Raw genomic sequence first — 19,234 nt, forward strand, 5'->3', positions numbered from 1 at the left:
CTTGTTTGTGCTGATTCCGGCTGTTTTAGATGGTCCATGGCCCACGCATAGGCTGATAGATGAGCGCATTGGCGCCGGCATCATCGATAAATTCCTGCTTTACCGGGTCAAATTTCAATGAGCGGTTGAGACGCAAGGCAACCTTACCCATGTTGACCAGGGTAGCGGAACGGTGACCGTTTTCCTCGTTCAATGCAAATTTGCGACGTCTTTTCACGGCGTCTACAAAATCTGTTTGCTGAGGTGCCGGATCAGGGAAGGCTGCCAGTTTCTTTTCCAGGTCAGGAATGTCTGAACGGAAACCCGGGTACAGCTTTCCTTTAGGGCCTTCAATATAAGCAGCCTTTTCATCAGCGCCATCACCATCCAGGATGATCTGGCAACCGTCGGCATACGTGTACGTAATTCTTCTCCAGGTACCTACCGCATCGGGGTGTTGCTGTGGTGCATCTACTTCTACACTCACAGGGCTGGTATCATCTTTCCCCAGGAAGTATTGGATAGGATCCAGGTAATGCTGCCCCATATCTCCCAAACCACCACCATCATAATCCCAGTACCCACGGAAGGTCTGGTGTACGCGATGCGGGTTGTAAGGACGATAAGGCGCAGGGCCCAGCCACATATCGTAGTTCAGTTCTTTAGGCACCGGCATGGCTTCCAGGTTCGTTTTACCGATCCAGTAAAACTTCCAGTCAAAGCCGGTGTGCTTACTCACGGTCACTTTCAATGGCCATCCGAGTAAACCACTGTCCACCAGTTTTTTGATGGGCTTTACGGTAGTACCCATTCCATAAAATCTGTCTTCAAAGCGGAACCAGGTATTCAGGCGGAAAATTCTGCCGTGCTGTTGCACCGCTTCCACCAGGCGTTTTCCTTCTCCAATAGTAGCCGTCATAGGTTTTTCGCACCAGATATCTTTTCCGGCACGGGCAGCATCCGCTGCAATGATACCATGCCAGTGCGGAGGCGTGGCTACGTGCACAATATCTACTTCCGGCAGGGTAATCACTTCGCGATAATCAGAAAAGGTTTTCACCCCTTTGCCTTTTTCGCCCAGCTGGTCTACCGCCAGTTTCAAATGACTGCTATCTACATCACAAAGGGCTACAACACGGGTGCCGGCATAGCCAAAGTGGCCGCGGCCCATGCTACCGGTGCCTATCACAGCTTTGGTCAGCTGGTCGCTCGGCGCCAGGTAACCACGACCCAGCACATGCCTGGGTACAATTGTAAATGCAGCAAGCGCTCCCAGGGAATTTTTGAGAAATGCCCGCCTTGAGTCACTGTTTTGTTTCGCCATATTTCAGTTTGATTGAATGCTGTATGCTTGTATTAAAGTTATCAGGTTACTATAGCTGTTCACTGTATTTTCACACCGTATGATAATATTTTCACTATCAAGCTAGATCTTGGTCTCTCTGACAGGTAAGATATAATCTAACGGTGTGAAAAGCAAGTGTTACTCATGGAAAAAATGATAAGCGGTAAAAAATCCGCTCCTCATTAATACCCCGGGTTCTGTACCATCTCGGGGTTCGACAAAGTTTCTTTTTCCGGTACAGGCCACAGGTAATCGCGATCGATATATGCACGGTCCTGCACCTTTACCTGTACGCCGGTCTGCGGATTGGTAGCACCAAATACCTGTCCGTTCATCACCGCTTTTACAATGCCCCAGCGACGGATATCAAAATAGCGCTGCCCTTCAAACGCCAGCTCCGACTGCCGCTCCCGGCGCACCAGCTGCCGCAGCAAGTCCTGGCTATTATACCGTTGCATATCCACCGGCGGCATCCCCGCCCGGTTACGGATATCATTGAGATAAAGCGCCACAGCCGGGTTCTTCCAGTCGCCCAGCTCTATCAGCGCCTCTACATACGACAACAACACTTCGCTATACCGGATAATCATAAAATCGAGTGATCCCGTTCTGCTCTGCCGGTCGCGGGCATCCAGGTACTTTCGTATCCAATACCCTGTGGCGGTAGATTTCTGTACCCCTATTTTATCTGTATTGTTAGTAGAATTATCAAAAGGTTGTAAGATATAACCCGCATCTATAAACGATTCTCCGGGATATAATACCGAAGCCACCAGCCGTGGATCCCGGTTATTATTATAGTTAGGATTTTTACGGTAAATAGCCAGGGAGTCTGCCCCCAGCTCCGCCAGGGTTTTACCTTGTTTGGTTTCAAAGTTGTCTACCACCAGCGAAGTAGGTGATACATAGGTTTCGCCGCCAATGCCATAAGGCGCGAAGGTAGTCCAGGCGTTATTACAACCTCCCGGCGTAAAAAAGATCCTTTCTTTATTCAACTTACCGGTATAGCTAAACAACTCCGCGTAATTGTTCACGTTCGGTTTTTCGCTGCGATACAACTGGTAAACCCCGGTACCTATTACTTTGGCAGCCGCATCCCGCGCGATATCGTAGTGATGGAAGAACAATGCCAGCCGCACGATCATCGCATTACAGGCGCCGGCAGAAATACGCCAGGTTTCATCGCTGTCATATTCCTTGGGCAGGTTTTCAGCACAAGCCTGCAGCTCGCTTAAAATAAAAGCATATACTTTATCTACCGGATCTCTTTTCAGGTGATTGGTAGCCGGCGTCAGCGACTGCGTCACAATAGGAATATCCCCGAAGAAAAGCATGATCTCCATATGATAGTAGGCACGTAAGGCACGGGCTTCATACTTCATGCGGGTACGTAGCTGATCGTCCATGAAGCACTTATCTACGTTTTCCAGGAAACGGCAGGCGCGGCGGATATCTATATAATCATCTCTCCAGATCCACTCTGCTACATCCCAGGTAGGATTTTGCAAACCCCTCGTATAAATATCGTAGTTACCCCGGAAGTCGCCGCGGCATACCGCTTCATCGCTCAGGCCTGACCAGAACATTACATTACGGCCGGTTGATCCTGCAGGCACACCTGCGTAAATAGATCCCAGCGCACTGTACGCGTGTCCTTCTGTTTTCCACCACACGGCATCGGTTACGCCATCAGGACTATCATGCGTCAAAAATTTTTTACAACCCGGAAAAGATAACAACGCCAGGCTCATTATAAAGAGAATGCTATATCTGGATTTCATCGTGCAATATTTTAATCATTAAAGTTGGATACTTACCCCTGCGGTATACATTTTCATGATACCATATGTCCACTGGTTGCCCTGGCTTTCCGGGTCTACCAGCTTCATCGACGTAAATACAAATGGGTTTTGCGCATTTACATATATGCGGGCGCCGTTAATGCCTATGCGTTTTAAACGTTCACCGCTGAAGTTGTATCCCAGCTGTATATATTTTATGCGGGCATAAGCGCCATTCTGTATCCAGAAATCGGAGTTTAATTTATTGATACTGGGAGAAGTTGTTAACCTCGGGAAACGGGCATCGGTACGTTGCGGCGTCCAGTAGTGATCAGCATAATAACGGGTAGGCACGCCACCGTCGAACGACATATCCAATGGATAGGCCAGCATACCGGCTAAGATGGCATCGTCTTTACTCACGCCCTGTAGCAACATTTCCAGTTCCCATTTTTTATACGTCAGGCGGATATTGGCGAAGTAATCTACTTTAGGAGTAGGATTGCCTATTACCGTCTGATCTTTTCCGTCAATGACATTGTCGCCATTCACATCTACATAGCGAATGTCGCCGGGTTTCTCGTTGGCAATAATGGGTACCAACGGCGTACCATCTGCTTTGAAATCGCTTGCCTGCAATAACCCATTCGTCTTATATCCGTATAGGCTTCCCAGCGAGTATCCTTCTTTATGGATCGTACCACCGCTGATGTAAGGTCCACCGCGTAAAGACAGCAACTCGTTGTTGTTATAGGAAATACCAGGTCTTACCGATAGGGTGATATTTTTTCCAATGTTGCTATTGTAATTGAGCGACAGCTCGATTCCTTTGTTCCGCAGCTTGCCGGCATTGATAGGCGTGGTCCCCATTCCACCTACATAAGATACGGGTGGGTTGAGGATGATGCCATTGGTTCTTTTATCGTAATAGTCGAAGGTGAATTCGAGCTTACCTTTAAACAGGCTCATATCTACGCCCAGGTCCAGCATGTCTACCGTTTCCCAGGTAATATCAGGGTTTCCAAATACCGACTCTACCCCATCGCTGGCACTGATCATGTTTTGATACTGATACAGCTCAATATTTTCATTTCCCAGTCGTCCATAGGAAGCACGCAGCTTCAGGCTGTTAATGGCCCGCAGCGATTGCATAAAGTTCTCCTTGTGTACATTCCATCCCAATGCTACCGAAGGGAAGGTTCCAAACTTGTGTCCAGGCCCGAAGCGGGAGGAACCATCAGTGCGGATAGCACCTTCCAGCAGGTATTTATCTTTATAGGAATAGTTCAGCTTACCATAAAAAGACAAGAGTGATCTTACCTCCCAGTAGCTGCTGTTATTTTCTTCCTGTGAGTAGCCACCCATTACATAAAAGTGATGGTCTTTTAAGTCGTAGGTATAATCTGCCGTAACGCCGGCATAGTAATACGTTGTTCTGTCGAAGCTGGCCGACCGGCTTACCCCCCAGGTTTGTACCAGCTGTCCGCTGAAATAATCGAAGAAATAATAGTTATCCCTGGTATTGCGGGTCACATCGCTGTTTAAACGAAAACTAAATTGCCCCCGCAAATTCAGTCCCGGTAATACTTCCCACTTGGGTTGCAGGTTGATACTGGACTGCCCGTATTCATTGGTACTTTTTCCTCCATGTTCCGCATAAGCCACGGGGTTTACAATATCTACATAGCGGCCGTACATAGTGGGCGCGCCATCTTTTTCGGGGTACTTGGGCAAAATAGTGGGTGGCACGCGGAACACATCTTCCAGTATGCGGTTACCACTGTTACCATTGGGGCGGTTAGGGTAGAAAGTATTTCGCTTAATGGCCAGCATATCCATGTACACCAGGAACTTCTTGCTGAGGGTGATAGAAGTGTTGGCGCGCACGTTATACTTGTTGGAATGATTCAGCGGAATCATTCCATCCTGGAACTGGTAGTTGGCGGTAAGGGCGAAACGTGCCAGGCTGTTACCACCGCTGATGCCGAGCGAGTGGCTGGTGATGGCGGCCGCCGGGTTAATAATTTCCTTTTGCCAGTTGGTGTTGGGATATTTGATCGGGTCATCGCCAGCTTCCGTGTGCTTAATATCATCATCGGAGTAAAACGGCTGATTGCCGGCATTTACCTGTGCTTCATTAAACATGCGCATATACTCCGGCGCTTCTACCAGCTTAGGCATGGTAGAGGGCGTTTGTACGCCATAGTAACCGTCGTAGGTAACGGCTACCCGGCCTGCCACGCCACGCTTGGTGGTTATCAATATTACGCCGTTGGCAGCACGGGCGCCATACACCGCTGCTGCGGCGGCGTCTTTCAATATGGTCACGCTTTCTACGGTTACCGGGTCAATATAGTTCATGTCCATAGGTATTCCATCTACCAGTACGAGCGGATTAGCGCGGTCAGCCTGGAGGGTGCTGAGGCCCCGTATTTTAATAACGGCGGCATCACCGCCCGGCAGGCCGGAACTCTGGCTTACCTGTAAACCGGTAACGCCTCCCTGCAGCGCTTGTGACAACGCCGTGATAGGCTTGCCATTGGTTTGTTGGGCTATGTTTACAGAGCTGATAGAGCTGGCGATATGTTTTTTCTGCTGCTCGGAAAGTCCTACTACTACGACTTCATCCAGGGCTGCCACTTTTTCTTTCAGGGAGATATTCAGCGCGTTGTGGCTGCGGATCACCGTATGTTCTTCGGGAAGGTATCCCATTTGTGTAAAAACGATCACCGCATTTTTCTTAGCCTTTAAGGTAAAGTAGCCGTCTACGTCTGAAGTGGTGCCAATGCTGTTATTGTCTTTCACGCGGATGGTTACCCCTGGCAATGCCTGTGGAGGTTCGTGGTTATCGTATACACGGCCACGTATAAGATAAGTACTGTCTTCTTCTGTGGAAATGCCGTTAATTTTATCTGTATGCTTTCCTTTTTCCCGGGGAATGATGGCTACCTGGTTGCGCACAATCCGGTAGCTGAGCGCAGTATTGGCCAGTGCCTGGTCCAGTACTTCTGTCAATTTTTTATCGCGCAATTCAAGGGTGACCGGTTGCTCTTTATTCACCAGTTCATCTTTGTAGAAGATGCGCCAGGTGCTTTGCGACTGGATCTGGCTGAATAACTGCGGCAGGGTACCCTGGCTTAACCGGATAGTAAGATGGTTGTCCTGCGACCTGCCTGTAGCGGCAATTCCCATCATGGCGGTGAATAACAGGAGTGCGGTTAGTTTCATTGTTTTCACTAGTTTGGTGGCAAAAGTACTGCCTGGCGGGACACGCCATTGCGCATAGATTTTTTTCATAACTTCACGTTAGTTTTTTTGGTTAATAAAAAGACATACGCTACCCTACCCCCGTAGGGTGGCGCCACCGGAAGATGTTCCACCATCTTCCGGTTTTTTTGGTCATATTTTGGTTTTCTACTCTTTCTCTGTTAATACGATGCGCTGTCCATATCGCTCATAGCGCAGGGAGTTGGTGGCGCAGATTACTTCCAGCACGTTATCAAGGTTATCTTCCAGGTCCAGGTCGCCGGAACAGGTTTCCAATCCAGGTTTTGTGGAGGCCAGGTCAAGCTCTATGTTATAGTATCGCGTTAATTTTTTCAGGATATCTTTCAAAGGCGTGTTAAAAAAGAGCAGGCGGCCGTCTTTCCAGGCGGTATAGGTGGCTATGTTTACGCGGCTCATCTGTAAGCCACCAGCTTTTGCATCAACAGTAGCCATATCGGCTGGTTGCAGCAGTTGCGAATGCTCCCGGGAAAAGCCATGTCCGGGCACATGCAGGCGCACACTTCCTGAGGCCAGCACAAGGCTTTGCCGGGTATCGTCGGGATAGGCACTGATATTAAAAGTGGTGCCCAGTACCTCGGTGACTAAACCTGACGCATATACGAAGAAAGGCGACTGTGAATTGGGAGCGATATCAAAGAAGGCCTCTCCTTCCAGGTACACTTCTCTTTTTCCATTTTTAAAGGCAGCGGGATATACCAGGCGGGAGCCGGCATTCAGCTGCACCACGCTGCCATCTTCCAGCTGTACCCGGGCACGGCGGCCATAGGGCACCAAGAGGGTATTGTAAGTGGCGGCGGTAATACTCAGCGTGTCTTTATTAATGGTAACACCTGTACCTCCGCCGGCATATACCAGGGCGGCATTCTTCCCTTTCACCACTACTGCCTGGTGTTGCCCAACCAGGAGGCGGGTATCCGTGAGGGGCTGGTCATGGGGCAGCTGCCGGGCAAAGCGTAATAAATCGTTCTGCCGGGGCAGGAAATACCAGAGTCCCGCCGCCAGTAATACCAGTATGGCAGCGGCCACTTTAAGGTACAGGTACCGGTAGCGGGCCGGTTGAGGCACCAATCCCGGCGCAATCTCTTCCCAGAGCGCGGCTTTGTCGGCCGGGTCCCATGCTTCGTTCCCGGCATTCCGGATCACCCGTTCCACCGATCCTGCCAAAGCCTCCAGGGCAGGATCTATGGGCGTGCCCGGTGACTGTTGGTCACTCCCCAATATATCTTCCAGGGTCGGATACTTTTTTCCGCGCTTCATGCAATATCTTTCCAATAAAGAGTGATCAACAGATCAGGTATAGACTGCTGAGCCCAACTTTTTTTAAATTATTTTTTTTGAGATAGCCAGGACATCAATAAAATTAGGAGCGGCAGCACCGGCACTTTTTCCATGCTGGACCGCAGTTGCCGGAAAGCGCGATAGGCCAGGGTGCGGCAGGTAGGGACACTGATTTTCATAATACCGGCTACTTCTTCGTAAGACAACTCGCAATTGAACTTCAGGAACAACACCTCTTTTTGCCGGGCGGGAAGGTCGTTGAGCTCCCGGGTAAGGATGCGCAGCATCTCCTGCTGTTGCTCGGCCGCAATGCGCTGCTGCTCTACATCCGGCTCATAGGTGATGGAGAAGTAATCGTCTGTTTCCAGCTGGTCGGCAATGGCATATTTCTTTACCGCCAGGTGAATTTTACGCCGGAAGGACCGTAGCAGGTAAAAGCGGATATTTACTTTGGGAGAAAGATTACGCCGGTAGTGGTATAGGTCCAGGAAGAGATCCTGGATACAGTCCTTGATCAGCGCGGTATCCTGCACGTAGCGTAATCCGTACCGGAAAAGCATATCCGCAGATGTATCATATAATTCTCTGTAGGCTTCCTGATCGCCCAATATGATATTATCCCACAAAACATTATCTGTTTCCATTACGCGGTCTTTCAAACAGTTGCTATTTAGACGTCACCCAAGATAGAGTAAAAAGCTTAAAGCAGAAAGCAAAAAGCTATTGTGGAGGATGACCTATGCGATTTTTAAATACTCGCTAAGATGATCCTCCGCAATAGCTTTTTGCTTTGTGCTTTAAGCCTTATGCTTTCTCCAACTCATGCCATAGGCTGGCAGCACCAATCAGTGCGGCGGCCTCACCCAGCGTAGCTTTTACTACGGGGACGGTAATCTGTTGTTGTTGTAATTGTGTTTCCAGCAGTGGGAAGAAAAGGTCAGATGCATTGGCGATGTTGCCGCCAATGACAATCACTTCCGGCTGTTCGTCCCTGACAAAATCGACGAGTACGACAGCCAGGTTGACTGCAAACTCATTGAACAGTTCCTCGATCCTGCTATCAGTTGGCATACGTGCCACCAATGCTTTTACGTCGGCTACCGTTTCACCGCTGATTTCCTGGTAACGTTTTACAAACCAGCGGGTCGACAGGTAGTCTTCCGCTATGCCATCTTTAAAGGGGGTACACCAACGGTTGGCGTCTTTAGCCACCCCGTCGTGGTACCAGGCAGAGCCCAGGCCGGTGCCGAGAGTCAGCCCGATGCCCCGTTGATAGTTCCTTCCGGCGCCGCTGAATACTTCACCCTGTAAAAAGCAGCCGGCATCGTTGATAAAACGGATCTGTTCCGGCAGGATATCCAGTTGTGCTGCCAGCAATTGCTTTATATTAAGCTGGTACAACGCATCAAATTTATCCTGCCCTTTCATCAGGCTGATACCTTGCTCGTAGTCGAAAGGGCCTGGCATACCAATCCCTATATGCTTTACCTCTGCGGGAGCATGACTGAATACTCCATTGATCACTGTGGCCCATGCTGCGATTATATCGGCTGCTTCCCCATGTGAATTAATGCGGGTGCGGTTCCACGAACCTTCTATGATAGACCTTGTTTCAAGATCTACCAATGCTGCGGTAATATGAGAGCCGCCAATATCAATTCCTAACGCCGTGGAATGCTTCATAAAAGTTGTAAGATAGAGTGGTTGCTAAATCGTTTAAGCTAGACAAATATAAAAAATATTTTGGTTGATTTGCTCAGAAAAATCGTTTTAGCAAGATGAAAAATGGTAAAACTGGCTCTAAATATAGGGCGTTTTTCCAGAAATCAAAAAAACGTACTTGCTTTTCGAAAAGAAATCTGTTGTAAAATATTTTGACAGATGAAAAATTATTATCACTTTTACATCGTAATTCATTTCACAATGGAATCTGATCATTGCTCCGGCAGTAATATGTTAACAGCCTACATCGCTACTAACTTTAACACTTCTCCCCCAGCTTTATAATTCAAACATGCCCGGCTTCACCATCGAACTGACACGTCTGTCAGCAGTGTGCCCGTGCAGGTAATCATCACTATATTTCATCAACATTCATTAACAACACCCAACAACAATGGAAAATCCAATTCTCAGATGGGCATTGCTCATCGGCCTACCCCTGTTATGCCTGTTACTGTACAAGATCATTCTTCGTATATGCTTTGGCGTAGTTATCGTACCGGAAGACCGCATCGGCCTGGTCACCAAAAAATTTGTGCTCATGGGTAAACAGGAACTGCCCGAAGGCCGTATCCTGGCTATCAACGGAGAAGCCGGCTTCCAGGCGCAAACCCTGGCCCCCGGCGTATACTTCGGCAAATGGGCCTGGCAGTATAGTGTTGCCTTCCAACCCTTTACCATTATCCCTACCGGTAAAATCGGACTGGTGCTGGCGAAAGACGGCGGGGAACTGGAAACTGGCTCCATCCTGGCTCGTAAAGTGGCCTGCGACGCCTTCCAGGACGCCGAAGCCTTCCTGCGCAATGGCGGCCGGAAAGGACGGCAAACGGCGATCATCACCCCCGGCTCCTACCGTATCAACACCCTCCTGTTCGACATCGAAATCACCGACATGTCCACCATCCCCGACAATGCAGTAGGTATCGTTACCACCCTGGAAGGTAAAGCCATCGAAACCGGCTCCATCGCCGGTAAAACGATCGACAACCACAACAACTTCCAGGATGTGGATGCATTCCTCGACAAAGGCGGTTATAAAGGTCTCCAGGAACAGGTAATACTGGCCGGCTCCTACTTTATCAACCCCTGGTTTGCTAAACTGGAAATGGTGAAGATGACAGAAATCGCTATCGGGCACGTAGGCGTGGTCATCTCCTTCGTGGGTAATGATGGCGTAGACATCAGCGGCGCCGAATTCAAACATGGCAACATCGTAGCCAAAGGCAGTAAAGGCGTATGGGCCGAACCATTAGGCCCCGGTAAATATCCTGTTAATCCCTATATCATGAAAGTAGAGCTGGTACCTACCACCAACCTGGTACTCAACTGGGCCTCCGCCAGAAGCGAAGCGCACCAGCTGGATAAGAACCTCTCTACCATTACAGTAAGAAGCCGCGACGGTTTTACGTTCAATCTCGACGTATCACAGATCATTCACATCCCTACTACCGAGGCGCCCAAAGTAATTGCCCGCTTCGGTAATATGAGCAACCTCGTTACCCAGGTACTGGAACCTACTATCGGTAACTATTTCCGTAACTCCGCCCAGGGCTCCGATGTGATCAGCTTCCTGACCAGCCGTAAAGAAAGACAAACAGCTGCCAAAGAACATATTGGCCATGTATTGGATCAATACAATGTGTTTGGCGTAGACACCCTCATCGGGGACATTGTGCCACCGGAAACCCTGATGAAAACACTCACCGACCGTAAAATTGCGGAAGAACAAAAGATCACCTACGATACGGAACGCCTGGCACAGGAAACCCGTCAAAAGCTGGAAAAAGAAACGGCCATCGCTGAAATGCAGAAGGAAATCGTAAAAGCCGACCAGGGCGTATGGATTGCAGAAAGAACAGCCGACGCCTCCGTGAAGAAAGCCACCGGTGACGCCAACAGCGTACGTTTGCAGGCCAACGCGGAAAGTGACCGTATGAAATTACTCGCTGCCGGTGAAGCGGAAAAAGTAAGACTGCTCGCCAAAGCAGAAGCAGAACGTACTGAATGGATCGCCAAAGCTGATGCAGAAAAAATTGCCCTCACCGGTAAAGCAGAAGCAGAAAAGATCCTGGCCATCGGTCAGTCCAGCGCCGAATCCTATAAACTGGCTGTGGAAGCCATGGGCGGCAACAACTTTACCCAGCTAAAAGTAATGGAAGCTATCGGCGCACAACAAATCCGTATCATGCCGGATGTACTCATCGGCGGCGGCGATGGCGCCAATGGTCCTATCAGCGGACTCCTTGGCCTGAAATTGCTGGAAGATATCGGTAAAAAGAAGGAAGAAGATAAGAAGCCAGAATAACCAATTGTATTGTAGCAGCTTCAGAAAAGCCCCCATAAGTACGATACTTTGGGGGCTTTTTATGCTATTATTTACATGTTATAATATCATCATACGCAGCCAAAACTATACTTTTTTATATAGTTTTGGCTGCGTATCGATTTGGATAGCCAGCCAAAACTATGTATTTTTACCCTGTTTTGGCTGCGTATCGATTTGGATAGCCAGCCAAAACTACACCTTAAAAACTGCAGCGATGGAAAAACTAATTGGCAGGGAACACGAAAAGAAAATACTGCTGGAAACGCTTTCCTCTCCGGAAGCCGAGCTGGTAGCCATATATGGGCGGAGACGGGTTGGTAAAACATTCCTGGTGCGGCAGGTATACCAGGATCAAATGGTATATGAATTCTCCGGCGTACATGGATCCTCGACAAGGCAACAACTCGAGAATTTTCGCAACGCTATCGCATTAACATTAAATACACCAATTCTCCCTGCTATACCACACAACTGGACAGAAGCTTTTTTGTTGCTGATTCAATTACTTGCTCCACAACTTAAAAAGAAGAAGACGGTTATCTTCTTTGACGAATTTCCGTGGCTGAGTGCTGCTAAATCTGGCTTCCTTCCTGCATTTGAATACTTCTGGAATTCCTGGGGCTCCAAACAGGTAAATCTTGTGGTGGCTATCTGTGGCTCTGCGGCTTCCTGGATGATTCAGCGGGTGGTAAACAACAAAGGAGGATTACATAACCGCATCACCAGGAGAATTCGCCTCCTTCCCTTCAATTTACCCGAAACAGCTGCCTATCTGAAAAGCCGGTCTGTAAACCTGGACCATTACCAAACACTCCAGATTTATATGGCACTTGGAGGCATCCCTCACTATTTAAAGGAAATCCGGAAAGGAGAAAGTGCTACCCAGGCAATCGATCGTCTATGCTTTACAAAGGATGGTTTGCTTGTAGGTGAATTTACCAACCTGTATAATTCTCTCTTTGAAATGGCAGATCGCCATATTGCCGTGGTAAAAGCTCTTGCCGCCAAACCATCCGGACTCACACGCAACGAGATCATACACGAAGCGGGTCTACAAAGTGGCGGGACTACCACCAAATTGATGGAAGAACTTGTACAATCGGGATTTACAGCTACCTATCTCCCATTTGGCAAAAATGCCAAGGATCTGATCTATAAACTGTCCGATGAATATAGCCTGTTTTATCTCAAATTTATTGAACATGCCCGGGCAACAGGGCCTGGCACCTGGATCAAGCGGGCTGCCTCTCCCTCATGGAAAAGCTGGAGTGGTATGGCTTTTGAAAATATCTGTCTGAAACACGCCCCTCAAATCAAGCAAGCATTGGGCATTGCCAGTGTCTACACAGAAGAATCGGCCTGGCGATCTAAAACAGCACAGATAGACCTGTTACTCGACCGCCAGGATGACTGCATTAATATTTGCGAAATGAAATTTTCAAATACTGCATTTACTATCGAGAAATCATATGCAGCGGAGCTACAACGCAAACTCACTAACTTCCAGGAGGAAACCGGAACAAGAAAAACGTTGTTTTTAACAATGATTACCACCTATGGTGTAAAGGATAACCAATATAAAAACACTTTGGTGCATCATGAAGTAACGATGGAAGAGCTATTTAAATAAAATACGCTATTCATTACTGCATCAACATCCCCTTTGCATTATACTTCTTTTCGCCTATAGTATATACCATCTTCGCCCCTTTGCCGTCGATGTCGTAAGATGCAGCATTAAAAGGTACGATCACCTCGTTCTTTGTATTGATCAATCCTACCTCCGTATCATTATTCACTTTTTTGGTGACCATGGCGATACCCTCGTTAAACGGCCGCGCGGTGGCATACATACAGGGAATAACAGGTTGTCCGTGGGTATTGATAAAGCCAAAATCAAAGTGCGCATTTCTTACTTTGGCTAAACCATCTTCAAACGGTTCTACGTCCTGGTACTCCTTCAAATCAATTACCCTCTTTCCTTTATTATCCAGGAAATAATGATGATTGCTTTTATCATACACCAGCAATAGTCCATCACTATAGGTATTGCCATTGGTATAATAAGGTACAGATGTCAGCAACTGTCCCTGGTAATCATATAAGGAACAGATGCCTTGCAGGGGACCGTCTGGCGCTGATTTGTTGGCATAAAATACCGGTTCTTTTCCATCTTTCATGATATCATCATAGATCATCGGGATCACCAATTTCCCATTGCCATCCATTAATCCTTTCAACCCTCCTTCTTCGTTCTTCGCTACTATGGCCAGTTGCGGTGAAAATTCTCTTGCTACCAGGTCCAGCTTCACCAGTTGACGGGTAGCGGTATCCAGGCGGTAATAATAGTAACCATTATAGTCTGAACTGGAAAAAAAGAAGGGATTGATAGCGGTCATTTCTTTGTAGGTGGGTGGTATTACAAACTTACCACCGGCATCCATAAAGCCATATAGATCACTTTTCGCATCTTTTACTAAATAGAGGCCGGCATAATTAGGAGAAAGATTTTTCAGCATCATCTCCTTTTTAACTTCCACACGGGCTTCTGCCATATACACCCTCACCCCGGCTACTTTACCTTTATAATATCCTTGCGTATATCCTCCCTTGCCGGCGTCAAAAGGTGTTCCTCCGGGCATCTCATCCAGCATGGCTTCCTGCAGTGCGTGAATATCTTTAAAATGTCCGTTGTCTATTTTCTTTACCAATTGTTGCAAGATATTGTTGTAGGTTTTCAGCAGCTTGTTCATATCGTCCGGATCATGCCCGCTGCCGTTGTTCCTGCTGATATAATCCAATGGTTTGCCATCCTGGTTAAATGCCTCTATATAGAGGTAGTTTTTGTAGGCGCTATCTCCCATCAGTAACCTTAACTGGTTATCCTTCATCTTATCAATTTTAATGGCAGCCCCTTTAAAAGTAGCCGTGGAATGGGATTTATCCAGCTTAAGCACCGTCATTTTAACAGGGTAACTGTAACTAACCGTGGCCAGTACGCTGTCGATAGTTTTGGAAGATGGTATAGGCGTGGAACCGTCCAGCGCATAAGATTTGGCCTCGGTAGTACCATCTGCAAAAAATATTTTTTCAGATATCACATCGGGAGCTTCCAGGTCGTAGTTGTCATTGTCACGCAGGGCGTTATTGGCTTCCAACACGCTGTTAGGATACTTTACTTCCTGGGTTAGTCCTATATTCTCCAGGTAGGCGGCATACCCTGACGTGAAAACGTCCACTGGCCTTAGCTGGTAGGGAGCCACGGTGTCTTCTTTTCCTGTATAGCCATTCTCTTTGTCGGCTGCCATGCGCGACATGAACTTAATAAAGCGATCTATTCTTTCACTTTCTTTCTGTAGTTCTTCTTTGGCGGCCACCAGTGTTTTTCCATCAAACTGTTTTACAAATGCCTTCAGTTCTTCAGAAGGTTCCGTTTTCACCTTGCAGGCCGCCAATAGCACCACGGCAAAGGTTACACAACTAATGCGCTTCATATATTGCATAAAAATTCGTTGATCAGTGATTACTCTACCACAAAATGGGACTCGTTATTTTTATCGATGCTCACATAGTAATCCAGTGGATACACCTTGTTGGCATCTGCTATATAGCAGGCCGGATCATCTTTGCCTGCTACGATCAATTTGGCAAAACGCCCGTCCGGCGTGATATACAAGCTGGCATTTTCAGCCAGTGTAACCGTATCCGTTATATGCGCCAGGTCTGTGATATTTTTCCATTGGGCTTGTCCGTCGGTAGGCTTATAGAGGTGCCAGGCCATGGCCCTGCTCTGTTCCAGCGGGAATAACAGGTTGGCCAGCTGCTGGGTGTCTTTACCTTGGTACGCTGCCTGCAACTTCCGGTAATGCGCCAGCACACGTTCTCTGGCATCCGGTATTTTACGGATGTCGGTAGCGGTTGCATAGGCTGGCAGATCAAAGGACTGAATGGTGGTTTCAAAGGTTTGGTTAATAGTAGCGGAAGACTGCCCAGCAAACCGTGATGCCCGGATCGCTTTGTAGTAATGCGGCTCCAGCTGGATCATCGTATCAGCGTTGGGAGTCTGAAACTGCAATATTACCGGCGAAAAGCAGGACTGATCGCTCCATTTATGCACTGCCACTGTTACCACCGACTCCTGGTGCAGGCGGTTTCGTGGATGCCCGTCGAAATCAACGCCCGGTAATAATTCTATCGTCAGCGTTTGTTTGCTGCCTTTCTGCAAGTAGGCATTAATATCTGCAGTTACGCCCAGGGTATTCGCCCTCAGGTGGGTAAGCGCTAAAAAGCCGTTTACGTACAAGCGATACCCACACTCACTGTTATCCACCTCCAGCCGGTAGTTATCGCTGGTGCCGGTGGCGGGAACAGTAGTATAGGCGTTGGTCACTTTGTTGTTGGCCGGTTGATTAAAATACAGGGTGATGTACGACTTTTCTTTGCTGCCAAGGGTAAGCAGGGTACCTTTATAATCAGTAACGGTAAAAATGATATTCTTTTCCACGGTTTTCCAGCTTAGATCGGGACCGGAGCCCTCTTTCAATCCGGTGCCGAATGCCGATTCCAGGCCATTAAGCACTTCCAGGGTGCCTTTCTCTGTATGAAAGGAAATGCGGACGATCGCCTCCTCTTTCATTTCAACCTGCATTTCTTTTACAGGCTGACCATAGTAGGTAAAGTCGCCTTTCAGATGCATCACCAGTACACGAACCGGTACAGAATCTACCCGTACCTGGCTTTTCGCCAACGTGGCCACGAGGGAGTCGAGCTGCTGCCGGTGATGGATATTTTCGATGGCCGTCAACGACGAATGGCCACAGCTGGCCATCAACAGGGCATACAACAAAACAATGCCAATGTATAATTTATTCATGGTGGGTAGGGGCTTAGGGTTGAATAAAGAAGATCCGGAAGGTGGGAGCTTCGGTGATTTCAGCAATGCTATTAATATTTTTAGGGAGAGACAGACCCATTAATTGTTGCTGATTTTTCCAGACCAACAGGTCGTTCTCTTCATTTGCGTAAAATTCTCCCGTGGAGTCGGCGCCTGGCTTGCCATACAAGGCCGTGAGCTTTTCTTTGAGGTTAACGGCATCCTGTTTATTTTTAAATAATTCTACTGATATTCGCTTCAGGTGCAACTTGTCCTCATCTATGGCAATAGACATCCCTGCCACAGGCATTCCCATCAACTGCATATATCGCTCATCGTTAAATTCGTATCCACTAATTCCATTCCGGATAAAATGAAGGGTAGGATAATCTGCCAGCAAATCGCTGTCGCGCGTGATGGCATTGATTTGAATGATGTCGGATGGCTTTTTGGGAGCGGGACGGTTACAGGCCCACAAAGTACTCAACAACAAACAGTACAACAGGCTTCTTCTCATGTTCGTAGTGGTGATCGGGTTATAAAAGCCTGAAAGTAAAGAAAAATAACCGATCCGGCTACACCGGTGGTGTATATGCGGGTTATCGGTTTATATATGCGGGGGGAAAACAAAAATTCGCGCGAAGGCACGCAAAGACACGAAGGAGCAAAGAAACAAAGGAAAATAAAAAACTTTGCTTCTTTGCTCCTTCGTGTCTTTGCGTGCCTTTACGCCTTTAGTGCTTATCCAGGCTGTAAGGCCCCGGTCCGAAATAAGCCAGCAACAAAGCGCCTCCCAGTATCGCCATATTTTTCATAAACATAGCCATCTGCATTTGTTTTTGCATGGGATCGGTAACAGACCAGAAATTATGTAAGACAATACTTACCGGCACCAGGAAAATAACAATCAGCCAGGCGCCGTATTTTACCTTGTAGCCCAGCAATATGCTGGCTCCCCCCAATAAAGCAAGTAAACCTGCAAAAGGTACCATAATGCGGGCAGCGGGCACACCAGCCGCTGCTGCATAATCAGCGCCGGCTCCCATCACATGGTTAAGCCCGGACATAACAAAAATGAGGGCAAAGAGTATGCGGCCCAGCAATGGAACTATTTTCATAGTAAATAAATTTTAATAATATAACAAACCTAGTGGTATTCTTGTTGCCAGGAAAGAGACTTACCGAAAGGATAGTGGTTTCCTGTACTATAGCAGGGCTTTCCGTATCTTTACCAGCGGAAAGAAAAATGATTGTATGCGAAAAGAAAACTCTTCCAATGCTATCAATGAAAGGCAGTTAAGGGGCGATTGCGGCACAGCCTATACCCTCTCGCTGATCGGCGGACGTTGGAAGCCCTCTATACTCTGGCGTCTGCTTGACGGCAAAATGCGCTATAACGAACTAAAGAAATCTATTTCCGGTATTTCCGAACGGGTGCTGGTACTACAGTTGAGAGAGCTGGAAAACGACGACCTGGTAAAACGGATTATATATCCCGAAGTGCCTCCCCGCGTAGAATATGAGCTAACCCCGCTGGGATGGAGTATGGAAGCACTGTTACAGCATATGTCTGACTGGGGCGTGGCACATAAAAAGGCCACCACAACCCAACCGAAACAGGCGCAGGTTATGGTGGATAAAGGTTAATACGTCAGGCCCGCATCGTCCAGCGCTCCCATCGCCAGCGATGTCCAGTCGGCATCATGCACATCTTTTGCCAGGATGGTGGTAAGCCTCGACTGTACCAGTTGTGCCATTGGCATCGGCGTATACGAGCGCCGCGCTGTTTGCAATACCAGGTCCATATCTTTCAAACCCAGGGCGGCGCCGAACGAAGGACTACCCGTGAATTTCCGGTCTATCACCATGGCGCCATAATTACGGAACACGGGACCAGCAAACAAAGTAGTGGTCAGCATTTCATAAGCCACCTTCGGATCTACCTTATTTTTTTCCGCCAGCGCAAACGCTTCTGCCATCAGCTCAATAGAAGCGGCAATCATAAAGTTGCCAATCAGCTTCAATACATTGGCACTACCTGCATCTTCCCCCAAATCAAAAATATTTTTGGCAAATCCTGCCAGCAGTAAAGGTTTTATTCGCTCCTTTGCCGCTGCCGGACCCGAAATCACCGCATTACCTACCTTGGCTGCCGCCGCATCGGGACGGGCAAATACCGGCGCGGTAACAAATTGCACGCCCTGCGCCTGGTGACGCAACGATAAGGCTGTAGAAGTATCGGGCGACACCGTACTCATTGACACGTGAACCCCTCCGGGGCCCAGCGCTTCCAGCAAAGCGTCTGTAGATATTGCTTCCAGTGCAGCATCATCCGCTACCAGGCTCAATACCACGCCTCCTTTCTCTGCCGCCGCTGCCGCTGTATCCACCAGTACCGCGCCCAGCTGTTCCAGCGGCAACGCCTTTTCACGGGTGCGATTGTAAATTTTCACTTTGTACCCTGCTTTCACCAGGTTTTCTGCAATGGGGTAGCCCAAATGACCGGTTCCTATAAATCCAATGGTTTCCATATTACTGCTATTAAAAAGTTTACTGTTCAAAGCTAAGCTTTCAGGTCAACTTATGGGTGATAGATTTATCTCAATTTTGTTGGGCCCAAAACATACCCGTTCTTATCTTGA

At 48.0% G+C, this 19,234-nt stretch carries 14 protein-coding genes; 3 read left to right on the plus strand and 11 right to left on the minus strand.

Features of this window, described 5'->3' with window-relative positions; all coding sequences use genetic code 11:
• Nucleotides 1-25: 25 nt before the first annotated feature.
• From HGH91_RS26205 to HGH91_RS26230, 6 genes are all read right to left on the minus strand, one after another.
• Entirely contained in the window at nucleotides 26-1,303 is a 1,278-nt protein-coding gene (locus HGH91_RS26205; protein ID WP_168741954.1) for a Gfo/Idh/MocA family oxidoreductase, read from the minus strand.
• 203 nt (nucleotides 1,304-1,506) lie between these two features.
• Nucleotides 1,507-3,105: a RagB/SusD family nutrient uptake outer membrane protein gene (locus tag HGH91_RS26210; RefSeq protein WP_168741956.1), complete on the minus strand. Its 1,599-nt coding sequence runs from the start codon at nucleotides 3,103-3,105 to the stop codon at nucleotides 1,507-1,509.
• A gap of 18 nt (nucleotides 3,106-3,123) precedes the next feature.
• Nucleotides 3,124-6,402 (minus strand): TonB-dependent receptor, encoded by a 3,279-nt coding sequence (locus HGH91_RS26215; protein ID WP_168741957.1) that lies wholly within the window; start codon nucleotides 6,400-6,402, stop codon nucleotides 3,124-3,126.
• Between the two features lie 117 nt (nucleotides 6,403-6,519).
• Nucleotides 6,520-7,650: a FecR family protein gene (locus tag HGH91_RS26220; protein WP_168741959.1), complete on the minus strand. Its 1,131-nt coding sequence runs from the start codon at nucleotides 7,648-7,650 to the stop codon at nucleotides 6,520-6,522.
• A 68-nt stretch (nucleotides 7,651-7,718) separates the two neighbouring features.
• Nucleotides 7,719-8,330: an RNA polymerase sigma factor gene (locus HGH91_RS26225; protein ID WP_168741961.1), complete on the minus strand. Its 612-nt coding sequence runs from the start codon at nucleotides 8,328-8,330 to the stop codon at nucleotides 7,719-7,721.
• 145 nt (nucleotides 8,331-8,475) lie between these two features.
• Entirely contained in the window at nucleotides 8,476-9,354 is an 879-nt protein-coding gene (locus tag HGH91_RS26230; RefSeq protein WP_168741963.1) for an ROK family protein, read from the minus strand.
• Between the two features lie 433 nt (nucleotides 9,355-9,787).
• Here HGH91_RS26230 and HGH91_RS26235 point away from each other — a divergent pair, with 433 nt between their 5' ends.
• Both HGH91_RS26235 and HGH91_RS26240 read left to right on the plus strand, forming a co-directional pair.
• Nucleotides 9,788-11,698 carry an SPFH domain-containing protein gene (locus HGH91_RS26235; protein WP_168741965.1) on the plus strand — a complete coding sequence of 637 codons (1,911 nt, stop codon included), beginning with the start codon at nucleotides 9,788-9,790 and terminating at the stop codon, nucleotides 11,696-11,698.
• A gap of 235 nt (nucleotides 11,699-11,933) precedes the next feature.
• The gene (locus tag HGH91_RS26240; protein ID WP_168741967.1) at nucleotides 11,934-13,349 is read left to right on the plus strand and encodes an AAA family ATPase; all 1,416 of its coding nucleotides are present in this window, start codon (nucleotides 11,934-11,936) and stop codon (nucleotides 13,347-13,349) included.
• A 13-nt stretch (nucleotides 13,350-13,362) separates the two neighbouring features.
• Here the strand turns inward: HGH91_RS26240 and HGH91_RS26245 are convergent, their stop codons facing one another.
• The 4 genes from HGH91_RS26245 to HGH91_RS26260 all read right to left on the minus strand — a co-directional run bounded on the left by HGH91_RS26245 (nucleotide 13,363) and on the right by HGH91_RS26260 (nucleotide 17,710).
• Nucleotides 13,363-15,222: a WG repeat-containing protein gene (locus HGH91_RS26245; RefSeq protein ID WP_168741969.1), complete on the minus strand. Its 1,860-nt coding sequence runs from the start codon at nucleotides 15,220-15,222 to the stop codon at nucleotides 13,363-13,365.
• 20 nt (nucleotides 15,223-15,242) lie between these two features.
• On the minus strand, nucleotides 15,243-16,592 hold the full coding sequence (locus tag HGH91_RS26250) for a hypothetical protein (RefSeq protein ID WP_168741970.1): 1,350 nt from the start codon (nucleotides 16,590-16,592) through the stop codon (nucleotides 15,243-15,245).
• Between the two features lie 13 nt (nucleotides 16,593-16,605).
• Nucleotides 16,606-17,109 (minus strand): hypothetical protein, encoded by a 504-nt coding sequence (locus HGH91_RS26255; RefSeq protein WP_168741972.1) that lies wholly within the window; start codon nucleotides 17,107-17,109, stop codon nucleotides 16,606-16,608.
• 217 nt (nucleotides 17,110-17,326) lie between these two features.
• Nucleotides 17,327-17,710, minus strand: a complete 384-nt coding sequence (locus HGH91_RS26260) for a DoxX family membrane protein (protein ID WP_168741974.1) — start codon at nucleotides 17,708-17,710, stop codon at nucleotides 17,327-17,329.
• Nucleotides 17,711-17,846: 136 nt separating this feature from the next.
• Between HGH91_RS26260 and HGH91_RS26265 the strand changes: the two genes are divergently transcribed.
• On the plus strand, nucleotides 17,847-18,239 hold the full coding sequence (locus HGH91_RS26265; RefSeq protein ID WP_168741975.1) for a winged helix-turn-helix transcriptional regulator: 393 nt from the start codon (nucleotides 17,847-17,849) through the stop codon (nucleotides 18,237-18,239).
• On the opposite strand, the gene HGH91_RS26270 is transcribed toward HGH91_RS26265, so the two are convergent.
• Entirely contained in the window at nucleotides 18,236-19,153 is a 918-nt protein-coding gene (locus HGH91_RS26270) for an NAD(P)-dependent oxidoreductase (RefSeq protein ID WP_262888358.1), read from the minus strand. The two genes, HGH91_RS26265 and HGH91_RS26270, sit on opposite strands and share 4 nt — an antisense overlap.
• Nucleotides 19,154-19,234 lie beyond the last annotated feature (81 nt).

Origin of the sequence: Chitinophaga eiseniae, from assembly GCF_012641265.1 — a bacterium.
GTDB lineage: Bacteria > Bacteroidota > Bacteroidia > Chitinophagales > Chitinophagaceae > Chitinophaga > Chitinophaga eiseniae_A.

What these genes read in the sequence shown, in the direction of transcription:
- HGH91_RS26240 (WP_168741967.1), top strand. Translation starts at nt 11,934, where the DNA reads ATGGAAAAACTAATTGGCAGGGAACACGAAAAGAAAATACTGCTGGAA.
- HGH91_RS26255 (WP_168741972.1), bottom strand. Translation starts at nt 17,109, where the DNA reads ATGAGAAGAAGCCTGTTGTACTGTTTGTTGTTGAGTACTTTGTGGGCC.
- HGH91_RS26250 (WP_168741970.1), bottom strand. Translation starts at nt 16,592, where the DNA reads ATGAATAAATTATACATTGGCATTGTTTTGTTGTATGCCCTGTTGATG.
- HGH91_RS26210 (WP_168741956.1), bottom strand. Translation starts at nt 3,105, where the DNA reads ATGAAATCCAGATATAGCATTCTCTTTATAATGAGCCTGGCGTTGTTA.
- HGH91_RS26260 (WP_168741974.1), bottom strand. Translation starts at nt 17,710, where the DNA reads ATGAAAATAGTTCCATTGCTGGGCCGCATACTCTTTGCCCTCATTTTT.
- HGH91_RS26230 (WP_168741963.1), bottom strand. Translation starts at nt 9,354, where the DNA reads ATGAAGCATTCCACGGCGTTAGGAATTGATATTGGCGGCTCTCATATT.
- HGH91_RS26205 (WP_168741954.1), bottom strand. Translation starts at nt 1,303, where the DNA reads ATGGCGAAACAAAACAGTGACTCAAGGCGGGCATTTCTCAAAAATTCC.
- HGH91_RS26265 (WP_168741975.1), top strand. Translation starts at nt 17,847, where the DNA reads ATGCGAAAAGAAAACTCTTCCAATGCTATCAATGAAAGGCAGTTAAGG.
- HGH91_RS26220 (WP_168741959.1), bottom strand. Translation starts at nt 7,650, where the DNA reads ATGAAGCGCGGAAAAAAGTATCCGACCCTGGAAGATATATTGGGGAGT.
- HGH91_RS26215 (WP_168741957.1), bottom strand. Translation starts at nt 6,402, where the DNA reads ATGAAAAAAATCTATGCGCAATGGCGTGTCCCGCCAGGCAGTACTTTT.
- HGH91_RS26235 (WP_168741965.1), top strand. Translation starts at nt 9,788, where the DNA reads ATGGAAAATCCAATTCTCAGATGGGCATTGCTCATCGGCCTACCCCTG.
- HGH91_RS26245 (WP_168741969.1), bottom strand. Translation starts at nt 15,222, where the DNA reads ATGCAATATATGAAGCGCATTAGTTGTGTAACCTTTGCCGTGGTGCTA.